Origin of the sequence: Rhodopirellula maiorica SM1, assembly GCF_000346295.1 — a bacterium.
Lineage (GTDB): Bacteria > Planctomycetota > Planctomycetia > Pirellulales > Pirellulaceae > Novipirellula > Novipirellula maiorica.
Window position 1 is genome coordinate 1 of sequence record NZ_ANOG01001074.1, and the last position, 18,496, is coordinate 18,496.

The 18,496-nt window shown below is 53.7% G+C and carries 9 protein-coding genes and 2 pseudogenes; 2 read left to right on the top strand and 9 right to left on the bottom strand.

Annotation, left to right across the window (positions count from 1 at the left end; all coding sequences use genetic code 11):
- Positions 1-39 precede the first annotated feature (39 nt).
- The 5 genes from RMSM_RS34855 to RMSM_RS34875 all read right to left on the bottom strand — a co-directional run bounded on the left by RMSM_RS34855 (position 40) and on the right by RMSM_RS34875 (position 11,243).
- Positions 40-2,031 carry a WD40 repeat domain-containing protein gene (locus tag RMSM_RS34855; protein WP_008708910.1) on the bottom strand — a complete coding sequence of 664 codons (1,992 nt, stop codon included), beginning with the start codon at positions 2,029-2,031 and terminating at the stop codon, positions 40-42.
- A gap of 693 nt (positions 2,032-2,724) precedes the next feature.
- A complete protein-coding gene (locus tag RMSM_RS34860) occupies positions 2,725-6,252 on the bottom strand; it encodes a hypothetical protein (protein ID WP_008708912.1) in 3,528 nt (1,175 codons plus the stop codon).
- Positions 6,253-6,848: 596 nt separating this feature from the next.
- The gene (locus tag RMSM_RS34865; protein ID WP_008708920.1) at positions 6,849-8,633 is read right to left on the bottom strand and encodes an Hsp70 family protein; all 1,785 of its coding nucleotides are present in this window, start codon (positions 8,631-8,633) and stop codon (positions 6,849-6,851) included.
- A gap of 398 nt (positions 8,634-9,031) precedes the next feature.
- Positions 9,032-9,577, bottom strand: coding sequence for a DUF2760 domain-containing protein (locus RMSM_RS34870; protein WP_008708922.1), 546 nt, complete (start codon positions 9,575-9,577; stop codon positions 9,032-9,034).
- 298 nt (positions 9,578-9,875) lie between these two features.
- Complete coding sequence (locus RMSM_RS34875; protein ID WP_236622428.1) at positions 9,876-11,243, bottom strand: leucine-rich repeat domain-containing protein; 1,368 nt, start codon at positions 11,241-11,243, stop codon at positions 9,876-9,878.
- A 338-nt stretch (positions 11,244-11,581) separates the two neighbouring features.
- Here RMSM_RS34875 and RMSM_RS34880 point away from each other — a divergent pair.
- Positions 11,582-13,016 (top strand): annotated as a pseudogene (locus tag RMSM_RS34880) (Gfo/Idh/MocA family protein).
- Between the two features lie 136 nt (positions 13,017-13,152).
- Here RMSM_RS34880 and RMSM_RS34885 read toward each other — a convergent pair.
- Complete coding sequence (locus RMSM_RS34885) at positions 13,153-14,172, bottom strand: hypothetical protein (protein ID WP_008708928.1); 1,020 nt, start codon at positions 14,170-14,172, stop codon at positions 13,153-13,155.
- A 10-nt stretch (positions 14,173-14,182) separates the two neighbouring features.
- Positions 14,183-15,703, bottom strand: a complete 1,521-nt coding sequence (locus tag RMSM_RS34890; RefSeq protein ID WP_040771156.1) for an MBOAT family O-acyltransferase — start codon at positions 15,701-15,703, stop codon at positions 14,183-14,185.
- A 455-nt stretch (positions 15,704-16,158) separates the two neighbouring features.
- On the opposite strand from RMSM_RS34890, the gene RMSM_RS34895 reads away from it, so the two are divergent.
- Positions 16,159-17,019, top strand: coding sequence for an NADP-dependent methylenetetrahydromethanopterin/methylenetetrahydrofolate dehydrogenase (locus RMSM_RS34895; protein ID WP_008708933.1), 861 nt, complete (start codon positions 16,159-16,161; stop codon positions 17,017-17,019).
- Between the two features lie 126 nt (positions 17,020-17,145).
- Here RMSM_RS34895 and RMSM_RS37730 read toward each other — a convergent pair whose 3' ends face one another.
- A complete protein-coding gene (locus RMSM_RS37730) occupies positions 17,146-17,673 on the bottom strand; it encodes a hypothetical protein (RefSeq protein WP_063870301.1) in 528 nt (175 codons plus the stop codon).
- A 306-nt stretch (positions 17,674-17,979) separates the two neighbouring features.
- Positions 17,980-18,496 (bottom strand): annotated as a pseudogene (locus RMSM_RS41630) (linear amide C-N hydrolase); the annotation flags it as partial.

Genomic DNA, 18,496 nt, shown 5'->3' on the forward strand with positions numbered 1-18,496 from the left:
AGTCCTGACACCTTTTTGACGGCGCTTTGGCTAATCGTGTCACTTAGTGTCGACGACAAACCATCCATCATACATCGAGAGTAACAAGTATTCTCCTTGGGGGGAGACGTGGATTTGGCTGATCTCGCCTGGCAGCCACTGCTCCCACAGGATCTTTGCATCGGGGCAACGGATGACCTTGAGCAATGTTTGTCTTTGTTCGCTAACATACTCACAACAATAGGCCGTTTGCCCATCCGGCGACACAGACACGATCAGTTTGTGATCGTCGTTTGTTTGTAGGATTGTCTGTGGCGACGACATAGGGTTTTCATACCAAAGCACTTTGCCTGACCAAGTTCCGACCACCATCGCTCCGCTTGAACTCACCGACTGTCGATAGTGTTTGACGGGGATGTGGCCCGTTTTGTTTACGCTTGTCGGGCCGATGGTGTAATGCGCTATCCCTGTGCTTGTTGAATACGTCATCCGTTCACCTGGGAATATCGGATGCATGAACATCTCTAAATCACTAGTATTGAACTCGGCGTATCGTTCTCCGGCTGGCAAAGAAATTAGATCCGTCGGTGTCGTGACGGTTGACGAACCACCGAAGAAACCTGCAAAGAAACTACGTTTCGCCTCCTGGCCTGGGGACGTGGGCTTGCTCTTGTAACGAACAATGACACGGTCTCCCGGCTGATTAATCCAAACAGAAGTTGCCCTTAGATCACTGCGTGTTTCGATTTCGATCTCTTTTTCTTTCGTAAGATCCATTAGCTTGACGCCATCCGATTTGGTGAGCCACGCGAGCAAACGACCGTCTCCGGAAAGCCAGTGTTTGCCCAGGAATGGCGAAATGTCGTCGGGAAGATCCGTCATTCGCTGAAACGGTTTCCCGAGATCAGCGAAACACACACTCGATTGGCTCGTCACTATGGCGCGTCCGTTGTCATCGATCCCGCTAGCCGACGGGCCGTACGGAATGGCATTGGCAAAGTGTGGTCGCCAAGTTTTGGCATTCCAAACCTGCACGCCGGTCTCATCTTTAACGACTCCAGCCAAAATTTCGCCGCCAGCAGAGAACTTCAGTTGGCGGAGCCACTCACAACGACCAATCGTCGTCACGTCTGCGGAGTCTGTCGTTCTCATCAGCAAATCTTGATTGCAAAAGACGACGGTGTCGTGACTGACCGCAATCAAATCGTCGGACGTTCCGACTTGCCACATCACGTTGCCTTGGATATCAAATTTGGCTACGAGATACTTACTATCTTCATATTTCCCACTCAGAATTTCGACGGCCAAATTTCCCGAACGTTTTTTCTTGAGTGAGGCAAAGCAATGCCCATTTGAAATACAAGCGTTCTGCATCTCAAAACCCTCAAGTGTATCGACAAGCAATTCCGGAGGTTCTCCACTGGACTCTGATAACCAGACGCCTGTCGAGCCGAAGAATCCGAGTTGATCAACATCACTATAAAAAACGATCGGTCCTCCTGCTGACATTTTAAACTGCTGCAAGCGTTTCCCGTTTTCGCAATCATACACCGTTATGTCCCTAAACGATCCTACCGCAAGTTGCGCTCCGTCATTGGACAAGGCTAAGCTGGCAAACTCTCCAGCCTTCGCAGGGAAACGATGCTTCACTTCCCGGGGAGCAATGACGTCACGAATTTCAATCTTGTTTCCTTGCAAGATCGCGATCCGCGAACCGTCTAGCGAGCCTGCGGCATGTTGTATCTCCTCGATCGGCGACTCAATTGCTACTTTGGCGAGCACCTCGCCGGTCGGAAGTTTGATAATGGACAGATATTGATGCTGTTCGTAGTAATTTTTTCCTACAGTTACTAGACGATGTTGATTCGCTGACAAAATCCCGCCATCTGTCGCGCCCCCATGCAATGGACTCTGCGGAATCATCTTTACTCGAGAACCAAGCTGGAGCAGCGTTGATTCTTCAGCATGCAACGTCTCCGCTGCCAGAATTGATAGAAAAACGATGACACCAACAAATGGATGAGCGAAATATCGGTTGGCTAAACTGCTCATTTGGTTTTCCCTAACTTTCCAAAATAGAACGTTGAATGACCGAAAAGTGATTGGTGCTAATGCTGAGTCGAAACTAATTTTAAGGCAAACGGAATCTAGTTTGCATCAGACGGCATCGATTTTCATCTGCCTATCAACGCCCTTCTTTCGGACCTGATATCTTTATTCTTGGCGGCGGACTTTGTTGTTGCCCGCCGACACTGAGGCCCGCTCGAAAGCACGGCGAGCGGTGGCAGGTACGGAACACAGGATGATAGTATCCGGATTTTTGCAGCCTGTGCATCGACTTCACTGCATCGAATCGTTGCAAACTTACTACGCTGACTACGCGTCTGGGCGTCCACTACCTTTAACGCGTCAGCCGCAAGACACCGGGTAGTGTGTGGGACCCGGGTAGTGCGTGGGAACCGGCCGCTGAAGAGAACGTCCGGCTTAGGCCGGAGGCCGACACAATGACTGATGTAAATGTGTCGGCCTCCGGCCTTGGAGTTGCTGCATTCCAAACCGGTGGTTAACACCACCGGCATGAATTGTACCGGCCTCCGGCCTTAAAAAAGAACGAATGCGAGTTGTTAGAGTCACCCTAAGCCGGACGTTCTCTGACGCGTCGCGGCTCAATAAGTAAACAAGCGGTTGACGAGCTCCGCTACGGATGCTTGACTACCGGAAATTATGTTATTCTTGTTCGCGGTGCTATTTCGATTGACTCTTTGGCATCGATAGATGGCTTGGGCCACAACTGTAAACGACGCCCGTTCGGACGATTGGCAACAGCACGCTGTCGCGCGACGGTGATACAAAAATATCATAGTCTTCGGTGTCTACTTTGTTGATCGTGCAGGGAATCGACTCGCGAATGCCATGGACATAAAGGTCCAACGCGGCCTCTAAACTTCCACCGGCATCCTGCAGGTGTTGGTTCCATCCGTCGATCCCGACGAATTCGTAATCCGTCTCTTCGTCCTCATCTACATTCGGCACTTCCACTAGCGGTGGTGTTTTCGTGGCGTGTTGAACCGGGACACGGTCGGCCCACGCTAAGTGCTGTTTCAGCTGAGGGCCTGACCAGGTCTCGTTGCCACCGGACCAAATGAACGCGATCGCATCGTCGCCGGCGAGCTCGGATGCAAGCGAAAACAAACGCCGTTGCGAACTCGCTTGGTCATCCAGGATGGCAAACTTGATTCCGGTGACTGGACCGCTGAAACGATCGCGAAGCCAGTTGGATACGTCTTCGGTTTTGTATTGGCGTTCACTCCAGCTGACCAGGATACGTTGACCACCGGCCGACTGAAAAAGCCAAGTCTGCTGGTCAGCGTGATTGCCTCCATGAGCATCGTCCGTCACGCTGCGGGAGGTAAAGGATTCCCCGAGTGCGGCTTCGATTGCGGAACCAATCTGTTGTGGTGTCGTGGGAACCGAATTGTCGCGCAAAAGCTCGCCGGCGGTATCGACCGCGATATAGGGAATTCGGAACGGAAATTGGCGGATCAAATCGGCCAGCACGGGCGAATCCGCATAACGGCTCAGCCCAATGGCAGCCGATTGTCGCTGCAGCCAATCGCTTGCTTTTGTCTTGTCGACCGCAGCGAGATGTTTTTGCAGTGATGCGAAGTTGCCACTCGCAATATCAACGATGGCTTCATCGTCGATCTCGCTATCAGGAATCGGATTTGCAGAAATCCACTGCTTGGCTTCGTCAACCTGCCCGGCACGCACCATCGCGACCACCGTCGCCTCGATGCGTCGAGGCAGACTCCAAGAGTCATCACCGGAGAATTGTACGCTCTGTTTGTAAGCGTCAATTGCATCTTGCAACTGGTTATTGCTTAGGTAGTAGTCGCCGATCTCGGATAGCAAGGCGGGGTCCGGATTGTCCGAATTTTGCGGCATCTGTTCAGCGTGCCGCAACCAAGCGGCAAGCTGTTCATCGTCCGAGATGCGAATGGATTCACGAATTGCGGCACTTATCAAGACATCAAGATCGATTGCCTCTTCTAATTCGAGATCGCCGAGATTCGAGTCAACCACAACCACTTTGGCTAAAACCAAATCGCGTGCTAATTGCCGAATCAATTCGTCAACAAAATAGCTTTCATCCGCTTCGTAAACTGACGATGCCAATTCAATGGCTTGGCGATGGTACGACACTGCTTGCTCGACCAATTCATCGGTCATTGCCAGCGCCGCTTGCAGTCGCAATCGTTGGACGCGCACCGAATCGGCGCTATGCGTAGCGGCGGTTTCGAGGAAGCGTTCCACCGGCGTCGTGTTTACTCGTTGCAGTAGAAAGCTGCCAACTTGGTTGTGCTTCCCAGCGTCCTCCGGCCATCGCTCGAGGATTTCAAGTGGCCGCTTGAGCTGCAGCAGTGCGTCGACGAGATAATCAGCGGCGACGTCATCAAGCCAGCTGTCTTCATCAAATTCGCCCGTCTCGTCCTCCTGCTCTATAAAATTCAATTCATCCGCGTTTTCTGTGTCATCCGTCGTTTCGGATTCAATGGAGCTACGCCACGCTAAGAAAGCGTCGAACTGCGTCACTGCGGGTTCATAGTCGCCATTGGAGTAATTCGCCCAAGCCAATAGTGCTGTCTGCCAGCCGTTTTGCTGCGCCGGAGCGTTCGACTGCAGCGCGGCCCGCAATTCATCGGGGTCACAGTACAGCGAATCATCATAAGCTCGCATTACGAGGCTTCGTATTAACGTCTCGTCGGAAGGCGATTCGGCGAAAAGCTTATCAAAGGCATCGTCTTCCAAGCGGACATCGAGATGATTTTCGGTCGCAATCGACTTGATGAAATCCAATTCCGCCGTTTGCTGGCTTTTTAGAAAATGATTCGCAGCCTCATCGAGCTCATCATTACTCCACGCCAAATTCCCCAGAGCGATTTCCAGCATTCCCGTCGGCAACTCAGCTCGCTGTTTAAGTTCGCCGACAATGGCCGTTGGCAATTCCGAAGATTTCCGAAAGGTTTGCGAGAGCAGTTGCGTCCATTGATATTGCTCGTCGTTTTCAACAATGATGTCGATAATTTTAGGGATATCTTGCGGACGTGCCTGAGCGATCGCGTTGTAAAAGACCGCCGAATCCAGGGGACAGATGCGAAGTGCTTTGATCGCCGCGACCGAAGCCTTGTCGTTTTGTTCCAGTTCGTCATAAATCAACGACGCGATCCAAAATCCGTTTGGATGATTCGGCGATTGTATTTGAGACTGGTTCACCGCCTCGAGCGCTCGATCGTATTGGGCGAGGTTGTAATAGCAGACCGCTAGTGACGGCCACACGCCCCACATCGCGTTTGGATGTTCGATCGATTTCAAAACACGCACCGCTTCATCGTATTGCTCGATACGCATCCATGTGTAGGCAGCTTGCAATCGCAGCACCGGACGGTCTTGTGGCAACATCGGCTTCGTTTCTGCGCTGCGAATGATTTGCTTTGCTCGATCGAGTTCGTCGTCATGCCAGGCGATTTCCGCTTCGTTTAATTCCGCCAGTGCGGTGTCGTAACCTTCGTCAAGCGGTGTCTCGCCGTGCAGATAGGACGCGTATTCGTCCGAAAGACGCCGACCAAATTCAAGTCGCTGCCAATCATAGAATTTCCATTGACCGTTTTCGTGGACCAGAAACCACTGCAACGATTCCGCTTGATCGGAATCGGAATAGCCCATCAGATCGACGACAGCGAGTTTGCCGGTGGAGTCAACCCGAACATCGAGGATGCGTAGTTCACCGGAGACTGAGTCTGGATTCGGCTGGAATTGCGACAGCCAATTTCGCAACGCCAAACGATCGATGATGCTGAGTGAACCGCCACTCTCATCGCTCATCGCAACGGCTTCGATAAACAACGTCAAACTGAAGGGAACGTCATCACCGTTTTCAAGCTTCACGTTGCTGGCGTCGATAAACGCCGCAATCGCGGGGTCGATGGAAGCGGCGGATTGCGATTGCTTTTCGTCAAACACTCGATCGAGCGACCGATTAAAATCCACTGCGTCCTGCTGAAATGCATTTTCACGTTCGGCAAGTTCAACCTCGGGTGCCGGACGGGCAATCCGCTGCATTGCGACAAACGCGATGGTCCCCAGACCTGCGCAAAATAGCGCCATTGCCGCCATGATGATCGCAACAATGATCAGCACGCGTTTGGTCGAGGTTGACGCGGGATGCGATTGTGTGGCGGGATACTGTTCCGAAAAGGGGTTCGATTGAGACACGTCCGTTATCCGTTGCGAATTGTTGCACGCCGAGGGATTGCCGAGCGAAATGAGTTGGCAGAACCGCCCCCTGGGTGGCAATCATGTTAACCGCAAACTGTGTCTCGCCCAATTCGACTTGGCCGTTTCACAGCTCGGTTTAAGCGATTCCCAGCTCCCTTGACCGCTTCGCGGATCAATTTTGCCGCTTCGTGGCTTTATCTGGCCGCTTCGCGGGTCTATTTAGCCGCTTCACGCAACGCTGTGAAGCATTTATCCTCCGTGTTTTGCGAGGATTTTAGCGGAAGCTCGCAAGCCCTCCGGTTCCTCATCCCGCCCAAAACACCGGAGGGCTCGCGTCCAATGCGATCTACTTTGGTAGCGAGACTCGCCAGAGTTACTGGTTTTTCAACAGCAAAAATAGGAATTCTGGCGAATCCCACTACTTGAGCGTCCTCCAATGGTTGCCAAAGTAGACGGCGTTGGTAGCGGCACGGCGCGAGCCGTCCGGTTGAGACGAGTAAAACGTTCGGTTTAGACCGGGCGGCTTGCGACGCACCGCTACAAAATGCTTCACAGCGTTGCGCTTCGCGAGTTTATTTAGACGCTTCGCGAGTTTATTTAGCCGCTTCGCGGGCATTGAATTCCATTTTCCATTTCTCGTCGCCTCGCGTGCTATGGCACCACAATTCGAACATCCCCAGTTCCGTAATACGGCTAGCGAATTTCACGGGGATAAAGGCTTCGCCCGATGTCGATTCGGAGGTCAGATGGACGGTGATCGGTTCAATCTCGACTACTTCCTCGGGGCTCCAGCGATCAAGTTTGCTTCCGGCTTGATCATCCAAGCGAACTGCGGAGCTAAAGAAGCGAAACTGGGCTGGTTTTCCGACGACGATTCCGACTTCTTCGCTTGGAACTTCGGTCTCGGTGCCCTCTTCCATTCCTCGAGCGGCGACACACAACGCACGCAGCGGTCGTGGCACGCCGGGGATGGCCAATCCGGCGGTTTCGATGCCGACATAATACGAGCGAGCCGTTCCACCGCGGATGCGAATCCCGCCGCTCTGTTTGCTGAATCCGTAATAGGCGGCCCCCATTGCGACGGATGTGTCGAGATCATCAAGTCCGCCGAGGACAACCGGATCGTCGTCATACCAGCTATTCAGCGTGTCCAGCATCCGTGTGCGGAGCGTTTCGCTGCGGAAAACGCCCCCATTAAACAATACGTGCGTTGGCGTGACGCTTGCTGCAGAATCGTCGCCCGATTGGGCGGCCAAAAAGGCGGCCACATGTTTCGTGACGGCGGCATCCGCTTCGTAAGGAAGCCCGATGTCTTGGAACCCGGATGCGGCGTTATGTTCAGGCCGTGCGGCGGCATCACATTTCGGGAAAAAGCCTTCGACAATCAATCGTTGCGTTTCCGCCTTGCCAATTTCGGCAGAGATCGTGCCGCCAATTAGCGAACTGCCGCGTCCCAACACGGAAACCGTTTGTTGCTCCGGACCATCCGCCGACAACAGTTGTTCTTTGGCATCACGACAGGCATGCCAGAGTGCCACGCTTTGCCAGGGATCGAGATCGTGGCCTGATTCGGCGAACTTGGTGCTGGCGAAGTGAGCGAGTGCAAGGTCCATATTGTCACCGCCAAGCAGCAAGTGATTGCCCACCGCAAGCCGCTCGAGGTTCAATTCGCCATCCTTTTGCGAGACAGAAACCAGCGTCAAGTCCGTCGTTCCTCCGCCGACGTCGACGACCAACATCACATCATCGGCGCGCAGCGTTTGTCGCCAATCGTCACCTTGAGCCGACAACCATCGATACACCGCGGCCTGCGGTTCTTCGAGCAACACGAATGTCTCGGGCAACCCAGCGGCCACGGCGGCTTGCCGCGTTAATTCACGTGCCGCCGGTGCAAACGATGCGGGGACGGTCAATACGACTTGCTGCTCGCGCAGCGGAGCGTCGGTGTGCTGTTCGTTCCAAGCGGCGACCAGATGTGACAAGAACCGGACGGTGCATTCATACGCCGACACTTTGTTGACTTCGGGTGGCGATTGCCAAGGCAGCACGGCATCGGTACGACCGACGCTGCTGTGACAGAGCCAGCTCTTGGCCGCCACGACGACTCGCTGCGGATTCTCAGCGGCTTGCGACCGTGCGTACGCGCCGACCACCCCGCCCGCTGGGTCCGAGTTGTAGGCAGTACGCAATGACTCGACTTCGGATTCACGGGGAAGGTACAAGAACGAAGGAAGCGAATCGCGAGCTTCGATTTGTCCCGGCTGGACCAACTGTGGAATCTTCATCAGCTGAAGATCGTCCGGGGCGTCGAGCGGGCAAAACGCCACCACCGAATTGGTAGTGCCGAGGTCAATTCCGATACTGTAACGGGCGTTCATGTTGGAAAAGTCTGTTGAGTCAATCGAGAGAGGAGTCGAGGGGGATGGCCCCACCGGTGGTATTGTCGTCGCCAATTCGAGCCCTGCAAACGTGCCCTTTGACCGAGGCGGCGAAGAGACCCTTTAGTCCGTGATTGCGTCGCGATCTATACCTCTATCACCAAACGCGGTCCAACGTCTCGCTGCATTCCGCCTCGAATATCGGCTGCGACAATCGATGTAGCGAAACTCGCCAAGAGTTTCGGTAACTTTTTTGGCGTAACGGGAAACCTTCATGGCGTAGGGCTCCAGCCTGGGTACCCGATCAACTGCAGGCTCCCTGCCGAGCGAGCAAAAAAGCGGGCGGGAGCCTCCAATGCAGTACGTTACCAGGCAGGAGCCTGGGAACGAGCGTTTTTTTATCGCTGCACTTGCGCAGGTGCGATCACGTTGGCATCGCGCTCGCTGCCGCTGTATTTGGGCAATTCCACCTTGGTCGCTTGCCAGCCTTGGTGGATCAATTTGCCTGAGGTCGACGATCCTTCGCCGATCCACTGGTAGCGTTCGGGCGAACCGTCATCGCCCACGTCCAACTGTGCTCCCTCGCCGACATCGCTGACCGGAGCGAGTTCAAAGAATCGAGCCAACGTGGATGCACACTGTTGCAAACAGGGACGTGCGGCCGCACCAACTTGGGCGTCCGCAAATTTCGTCAGATCTTCTTGGATCAGATCCACAAAGCGGGCTTCGCGCTGTAACGCCGACAACAGCGTGATCGCATCGCTCCGCAGGGGCTTTGTCGCAGCCGGTTGGGTCACTGCGGTGGGTTGCGGTTCTGTTTTCGGCAGTAACTTGGGCTCCGCTTCCTGCGACGTCTCGGGCTGTAGCGCCCGACGAATTCGTTCGGAAGCTTGTTTATCAAAGAGTGCTGCTGAGAACGCTCGAAAGGCGATTCCTAAGCCCATGCTGATTTCCTAAAAACAAGGCCGCAAAAAAAGTTTATTGATGACGGGCTAGTGCTTCGTCCAAACTCAAAATTCAAGCTCGTAAAGTTAGCCGCTTGGGCGCTAGCCCCGGTTATTTATTACGTTGGAACCGTGGCTAGCGGGCTGTTAATTTGAGCGAAGTGCAGATTGCGATGTTGCGCCGTGGGCCGTAAGGCACCGGATAGTGCGAGGGCCCTGGGCACTCACGCGTCACTAAATCGACAGCCCGCTCAATGGCCGTGCGAATGAGTCGTGGTGCCACGCCTACCGCAAAAGGTTATTCGTTTTCGCTCTCTGCGATTTTCAAATCTTTATACTTTTCGTTCAACTCTTCGACCAACAAAAATCCGATGTCGGTGTTCGCGACATTGATGTACTTCAACTTGGGCAGCGAGGCAAGTTTGCTGAACCCTTCGTCGGTGAACCTCGTTCCAGCGACATTCAATCGTTCTAGGTTTTGCAGTTTCATTAGTGTGTCGATCGATTCGTCGCTGACCTTCGTCGACATCAAATTCAGTTCGGTCAGATTGGTCAAATCGCCAAACGCGTTCATTGCATCGTCATCGGTTTTGGTTTCCCAAAGCCCGAGATAGGTTAATTTGGTCAATCCGCCGATGGTTTGCAGTCCCTCGGAGCTGACCAAACGACATTCGCTGATATCAAGGAATTTGACGTTCGGCAGTTCGCTGATGATTTTCATGCCGTCGTCATCGAGCGAGGTATCGCGAAGCTCCAAACGTTCGAGTGTTTTCAGATCCGCGATCGATTTGAGTCCTTCGCCGGTCACGTCGGAACCACGAATGCGAAGTCGCTTCAATTTGGAAAGGCCTTCCAACGCCGGCATCCCTTCGTCATCGATTTTGGTGTAGTCGAGTTGAATGGATTCGAGTGTTTTCATTTTGCCGAGAATTTCCAACGACTTGTTGCTGATCGACGTGCAGTAGTTGGCATTAAACGATTTCAGCGAAAGTCCATCGAGTTTGGCGACGCCATCGTCGGTCACTTTCGATTTTTCCAGCTGGATATCTGCCAGCGATTTGATCTTTGCCAACGAGTCCAATCCTGCGTCAGCGATGTTCGTATTACGCAAGTCGATGGCACGCAGCTTTTTCAAAGGTGTCAAATACTCGAGTCCGGCGTCGGTCACTCCGGTACGTCGCAGAAACAACGCCTCGAGATTTTCGAGCTTGCCAACCGACTGCAGCGTCACGTCGCTGATCGCCGAATCGGTCAGCGTCAATCGTTTGAGTTTGCTGAGTGACTCGATTGCAGCCATCCCTTCGTCGTCAACGCCGGGACCGTTAAAAATTGCCACTTCGACGCTAGGCAGACCGCGCAGATGCTTCAACGACTCGGCGATACTGACATCGCTTGAAACCGCAAGTTCGACGACGTTGCCCGCCTTGTTTTTCTCGAGCACAAATCCCGCTTCCTGCAACGCTGCAACGTCTTCGTCATTATCCGCGATTGACTGGGCCGATTCGGGCTGTGAAACCGCCGCCGAATCGCCTAGCTGCGGCTGCGAATTCGCGCCATCAGTATCCGATCGCGAGCACCCGCTAAGCAGGGCAAACGCCAACGCCATGCTGAGGGGACCTGCAACAATGAGTTGAAAACGACTGTCGAAGGCGTGTTTTGAGGTCATGAAAGCTGCTTGGGATGATGGGGGTAAGAGAGGGGGGGACAGTCATTTTATCCAAATGACACATTGTCGAAAGGGAGCCGGTTTGTCGAGGCACAAACCAACGGCGCGGCGAGCAGGTCGAGCGAATTCCGCCCGAATGAACAACGTTCGTCTTGTTTTTTTGCTGGGGAAAATACTAAAGCGTGTAGCTCTTTGTGGCAATCACGTCGAGTCGGCGTAAAATGCTATAATTGACGATCGTTGCCGCCTTGACGTCCCCTTGTTATGGTAACTCGGCGGTTTAACGCCCCATTCTCTCACCCTACCCCATCCTGTACTTCCCTCCTTAAGGACCTTAGATGAGCAAGAAAACAACACGTCGAAACTTTATTGGCCAAAGTGCCGCATTGACAGCGGGCGTTGGTTTTTGGTCAGGCACATCGCTGATCAGCCACGGCAAGGAATCGGCATTACAAGGGCTTTCGGCGGCCTGTATCGGTGTCGGCGGCAAAGGCGGCAGCGACACCAGCCACATCGGCGAACAAGGCGTCAACATCGTAGGTCTATGTGATGTCGACGGCGGCACGCTGACTAAGAAGGGGCGAGAATTCAAAGACGCCGCCCAATTCACCGACTTCCGCCAGATGCTCGACGAGCTTGGCGACAAGATCGACATTGTCACCGTCAGCACCCCTGACCATACTCACGCCGCCGCTGCGGTTCGTGCCATGCAAATGGGCAAGCACGTTTATTGCCAAAAACCGCTTACTTGGTCGATTAGCGAAGCTCGGTTAATGCGTGAAACCGCGGCCGAGATGGGCGTCGTCACCCAAATGGGCAACCAAGGCACCTCGGCCGACGGACTGCGTGAAGCGGTGGAAGTCATCCGCAGTGGTGTGATCGGTGACGTTACCGAAATCCACATTTGGTCCAATCGTCCCGTTTGGCCGCAAGGCAAGGGACGTCCGGCTGGCGAAGATCCGATTCCAGAAGATTTGAACTGGGAAGCATGGATCGGCCCTGCACCAATGCGTCCGTTCAAGAAAGGCGAATACCACTCGTTCAATTGGCGTGGTTGGGTCGACTTCGGCACCGGAGCTCTAGGTGACATGGCTTGTCACACCACCAATTTGTCGGTGATGGCGTTGAAGTTGTGGGATCCCGTTGCTGTGACCGCGGTCAAGAACCCCGGCATCTACGAAGGCGAAACGTTCCCCGCCAGCTCGGCGTTGATGTTCGAGTTCCCTGAGCGCGAAGGCTTGGCGGCTTGCAAGTTCCACTGGTACGACGGTGGCGAATTGCCATCGGACGACATCATCAAACAACTGCCTGAGTCGTTCCAGAAAAAGATTGCCAACCAACGAGCCGGTGGTGGCAAAAACCAGTGGTGCGGTTCTGGTCGGCACCAAGGGCGTCCTGTTCTCACCCGATGATTACGGTGCACAGTACATCTTGTTGCCACGCGGTGAGTTCGTTGACTTCAAACCACCAGCACAATCGTTGCCACGTATCCCGTACAAGGGTGGTGGCGATGAGCGTCAAAAATGGGAGTTCGTGCAATCGGTCAAAGGCGATTACGAGCCAGGCACGATGGCCAACTTTGATTACGCTGGCCGCTTGACCGAAACCATTTTGGTCGGCAACCTCGCACTGCGAGCTGGCGAAGGCAAACGCATCGAATGGGACGCCAAGACCATGCGAAGCACCAACGTGCCCGAAGTCAACCAGTTCGTGCAACGTGAGTACCGCAAAGGCTGGGAAATTCCCAAAATCGCAGCCACCGCATCACGCTAACGCGAATTCGCAAACCGGTTGATATTCAATTCAAAACCGCGCAGGCCCAGCAGAGCCTGTGCGGTTTTTTCGTACGAATGTGGGATAGGCTTCCTGTCTGTCGTCCGCACTCCGCGTGATCTTGGAATGACACAACCTATCGGGACGTTCGCTCCGAAGGCTTTGTGGCGACATGAAATTTTCCCTGCCGTGATTGGGCAACCAATGATTGGGCAACCAATTCCGTCCGTGTCATTTTGCCTGTTAGATTCAGATGACAGACCGAGTCGTAGAAATAGTCGGCTGGGTATTTGACTTGAGCGGGATGATGTAGCACCGCCACGTCAAGTTGTTTCACCAGCAGTTCGTGAATGGAGTCGTATGCTGCTTGGTGTTTCTCGTAGTGAGGAGTGGGAACCGGACAGTAGGCCAAGTAGACTTCGACTCCGCGTGCCCTGAGTGCTTCAGCACAGGCATTAATTTGCACCACCGACTTCATAATTTTTGCCGGCTTACACGAAACATCCCCATTCATTTTTGCAACATCTTTTGTCGTTCCGAGCTGGTGATGACCGACAAAATCGCCCTGGAGATTGAACTTCAAACGAGAGTACGCGTCCGGCAGTTGAGCTTGTTCGAACTTGTGCAGATCGCGAGACTCCGTGGGCATTTCGCTGCCCGCCTGCACAAGTCCCGCCAGAACACTGAACGCTTGATCGTCAACAAACTTCTTGAGCTCATCGCCACTGAGATTGCAAAAATACCGCCAAGACGAAGGTGACTCTTGAACCATGGATTGTCGCAGCTCGGGGTCCGGCCGGGTTCCGCCTGTCAACAGCATCCACTCTGGCACCAGCACGATCACATCTCCCTCTCGGGCGTAATCACATGCCACATCCAGATAGAACTGCAATCCGAGGGCAGCGTGCAGTCCACCATTGATGACTTGCATATCACAATGCTGTTGCAGCGTTGGGCTATCGATACCAAACGCCACATTTGACCCCCCAAGCACAATCAGGGTCGGTTCATCATGTTCATGCAACAGGCGAATCTTGTCCTCGAATGCCGCCATGAATCCGTACTGTGGTTGTCGAGTCGCGTTAAGAACAAACGCTCCTCCAATCACCAATTGGATGGCACAAAACAAGCTTGCGTTGCGAATAAACGTGCGCATGATCAGTGCTCTAGAATTGGAAATAGATAAACGGATTCGTTTCCGTGGTCAGCGTGAATTGGATCGTGCCCCAAATTACAATCGTGAACACGGCCCAGCGAGCCGGCGTGGGCCATTGCAGGAAATGGACTGAGACTCGACTCACACTTATCATCCATTCCAAGAGTGAGTAGCCGATCAAAACAAACAGCATTTTTTCCATCGACGGATGGGTGGCCAAAGCCGCTTTCCACGCCGAGGCGTTAAGATCGTACAAAGGGATCGTCACAATTTTTGACAAAATCATGAACGCCTCGGCCGATGTTGATGCCCGAAAGAATACCCAGCCGAGACAGATTACCGAAAACGTGTACGTCATTCTGAGCATCGCTTGTAGCGCCGCTTGACCAGCAAAGGAAGTCTTGTCGCGATTGCGCTGGTCTGCGTCTGGGTTTAGGAGATGGCCAGAAATCAATCGCTGGCGACTTCCGTCTTTTTCAACACTCGAGCGAATTGCTTTCTCGACGACGAGAGCCGCTCCGTTGATGGCACCCCAAATAATGAATCGCCAAGCTGCCCCATGCCACAATCCCGATAACACAAACGTGATCATCAGGTTGCGGTAGGTTTCATTCCTCGTGCCTTGGCTGCCGCCAAGGGGAATGAAGACATAGTCACGAAACCAAGTCGACAATGAAATGTGCCAGCGACGCCAAAACTCAGTCACACTCTGTGACAAGTAGGGGTAATTGAAATTCTGCATTAGATTGATGCCAAACAATTTTGCCGTACCTATGGCGATGTCACTGTAGGCAGAAAAGTCACAATAAATTTGCCACGCAAAAAAGACGGTGCCGATCAGCAGACTCAGCCCCGAGACGTCGCCGGGATTCGCGTAGATCGCGTCAACGCAGACTGCTAAATGATCAGCAATGATCAGTTTTTTGGCAAAACCCCACAGGATTGTGCGGCAGCCTTCCACGGCTTGGTCATTCGAAAATGTTCGCGCCCGAGAAAACTGGGGTATCAGATTCGTCGCGCGTTCGATGGGGCCAGCAACGAGTTGCGGAAAAAACGACACAAACGCGAGGTAATCAATCAAATTGGTTGTCGGCTGCAATTTGCCACGAAAAATGTCGATCGTGTAGCTCAACGTTTGAAACGTGTAGAAGCTAATCCCGACTGGCAACAGGATCTCCGACATCAACGGATGAACCGTCCAACCCATTGCCCCAAGGGCACCCACCAAACTGTCAGAGAAAAAATTGCAATACTTGAAGAACCCCAGTAAGCCGAGGTTGCAAACGACACTGGTCGTCAACGCCCATTTGCGTTGCGACTGCGTTTTAGCATTGGCGACATAGATCCCAAGTCCATAATCAACCAGACTGGAAAGCACCATCAAGCCACAGAACCGATAGTCCCACCAGCCATAAAAAAGATAGCTGGCAAGTACCAACAGCGAATTCTGCCAACGACGACTTTGCCCCGCCCAGTGCAGCATAAACACGAGCGGCAAAAAAATTAGGAACGTGATACTGGTAAAAGTCATCTGACAAAGACGCTGCGAGTGAGCGATCGGAAGCGGGGCGTTCGTTGGGCGCGGGGGGATCGACTGTCGCTCTTCATGTACGAGATTGCCGCAAATCGCGTCAATACCGAACCACGTGCGGTTGAGGTTCCGTGCGGGCGAGAGCCCAATGCCATCTACTCTGGCACTAAACGAGTGGCGTTTGTAGCGGTGCGGCACGGGGCCCAATGCCATCTACTCTGGTAACCATTGGGGGGCTCAAGTAGTGGGATTCGCCAGAATTCCCATCTTTGCTGTTGAAACACCAGGAACTCTGGCGAGTCCCACTACCAAAGTAGATGGCATTGGGCGAGAGCCCGTGTGTGTCGCTAGAGTCGGTCGCGAAAATCGGAGAGGTTGCCCAACCCGGCGTCAAAAGCTTCTAATTACCACGACGCCGCAGAACCGCCCCACACTTCTTTCCCCCAAAGTTCATCATGTCTCGGAAGATCTTGATCCAATTGGACACCGATTCTCATGCCAGCACGTTTGACAGTGTGGTTGCGTATGATGCGGGAATTGATGCGTTGCTGAGCCACGCGGACGTCACGCCGGATAACGTCACGCCACTGGTTCACGGAGCGATGTTCACACGCGGTGGCGATGATTTGAAGAACACCGCGATCTTCATTGGCGGATCCGATGTGCGTGCCGCTGAGTCGCTGCTCAAAAAAGTGACCGACTGTTTTTTCGGTCCCGTTCGTAACTCGGTCATGCTGGATGCGAACGGGTGCAACACTACGGCGGCCGCAGCGGTGGTCTACGCGGCCCGCGAAGTCGGTTTGGCCGGTGCGAAGGCGGTCGTGATGGGCGCCACCGGTCCGGTGGGCGAGCGAGTGGCTCGTCTGCTGGCCGCCGATGGAGCCGACGTGGTTGTCACTAGCCGGTCGCTGGATCGAGCAAACGACGTCGCCAAAGAGATCAACGAACAATCCGAAGCCGGGTCGGTCAGCGGAGCTGCCGCGAGTGATCCCAGCGACGTCAAAACAATATTGGCCGACGCAAAGATCCTGATTGCCTGTGGGGCTGCAGGCGTCCAGCTCGTAGACGAAGCGACCCTGAAAAGCAGCTCGTCGCTTAAGGTGGCGATCGATCTGAATGCCGTGCCACCGGCGGGGATCGAAGGCATCGGCGTGACCGACAAGAGCCAATCGATCGGCGAATTAAAAGCCTACGGCGCAATCGGTGTCGGCGGATTAAAGATGAAGACGCACCGTGCCGCGATCTCCTCGCTGTTTCAATCCAACGACCGGGTGCTCGATTACCGCGAGATCTACGAAATCGCCAAAAACATTTAGCGAAAGTTGGTAAGACTTTTGGCGATCCGAATCTTTTTGTGATCCAAGCCTTTTTGCGATCCAAACCCACGGACAAAACTCTTGGCGAGCTTCGCTACGCTTAAATGCCGCGAACAGCGTTTTGGGTTACTTCCGTTTCAGTCTCGTACGTTCAGCCTCATAGCGGCGTTTGGCTTGCTTGTACTCGCTCGCTTTGCTACTGGCGTGAATCGCGCTGAAAATCCCAACGGCGATGAAGACCAAGCCGAACAGCGGAAAGATCTTGGCCATGCCAAACGGCGATCGCGATGTGATCGCAAATGCCATTACCGTCCAAAAACCACCGAATACCACTGCGACGATGCCGCCTACCATCGCGGTTCCTTCGGTCGGCAGATGCGTGCGACCATTTTTTCCGGTGATCATAAATTCGTTTCGCTGCATCTCCCATCGACGATCAAGATCGGCGATCTCCTGGTTTGCCGTCAACCGACTGACTTGCTCACTGAGCGACTGCGTGGTTTCGGTCAGCTTGTCTACCGCTTCGGTAAAGGTCACGTCACGCTCGCGACGTACCGCTAACTGAGCATCGCAGTGATTGCACTTTATGAATCGTGCCGACTCAGGCACCTGCATCGGCGCACCGCATGAATTGCAAGTTAAGCTCTCCAACATTTCCCTTCCTCTTATTGCAATCGCTTGCATTGTGTTTCGCGAAATTTCGCCGCAAGTGTCCGTTTCGTTGCAAACATTCAGTTTGCATTTGTGAGCCGAGGGCCGTAAGGCACCGGGTAATGCGTAGAACCCGGCCGCTGACGAGAACGTCCGGCTTAGGCCAGAGGCCGATACATCCTCTGCCGTTGCCGCAAGGCCACGGGATTTTGCCCAATGATTCCTGCCTACCTGCTTGATTGTCCAGGGCACAAACAATGCACCGACGAGGCGCAAAAATACAAAAAAACGATACAGAATGAATTGTTGTTACTCGCCTACCGCAGCGGATTCGCCAACCACGCTCAAGGTCGCAGGGTAGTTGAGCACGAGTTGCTTGACTGCAGTTCGCACAAAACTTTTGGGCATCGTTTGATCAAAAGAAAAATTAACGATTCTCTTGTTGTCGCTTGCCGTAAATGGTTTCAATTGCGGCACCAAATCACCGGCGACATCGTTGTTCACATCGACGGTCAACGCATCACTGGCAGAATCAAAATCCAGGTCGTCGAGGTCAAGCGTGCGAATTTCCTTCGCGACTCGGGTCGAGAAGCTAATTCGCTTTTCGGTCGGTTCGTAAACGATGCTCCACTGCGTTAGTCCAGGCTGAGCTACCTTGGATAGCGATTGCCGCGCATATTGGATGGGGTCAGCGGCAGCGACTTCCTCGTTTGCTAATTGGACCTGGCACACCGCTTGATAGTAGCGGCGCTCGCTGTTGTTACGCCATTGCTGTTGCTGAAACGCGTCTCGCGAATCGGTACAAGTCGAATTCGCCAAGGCACAA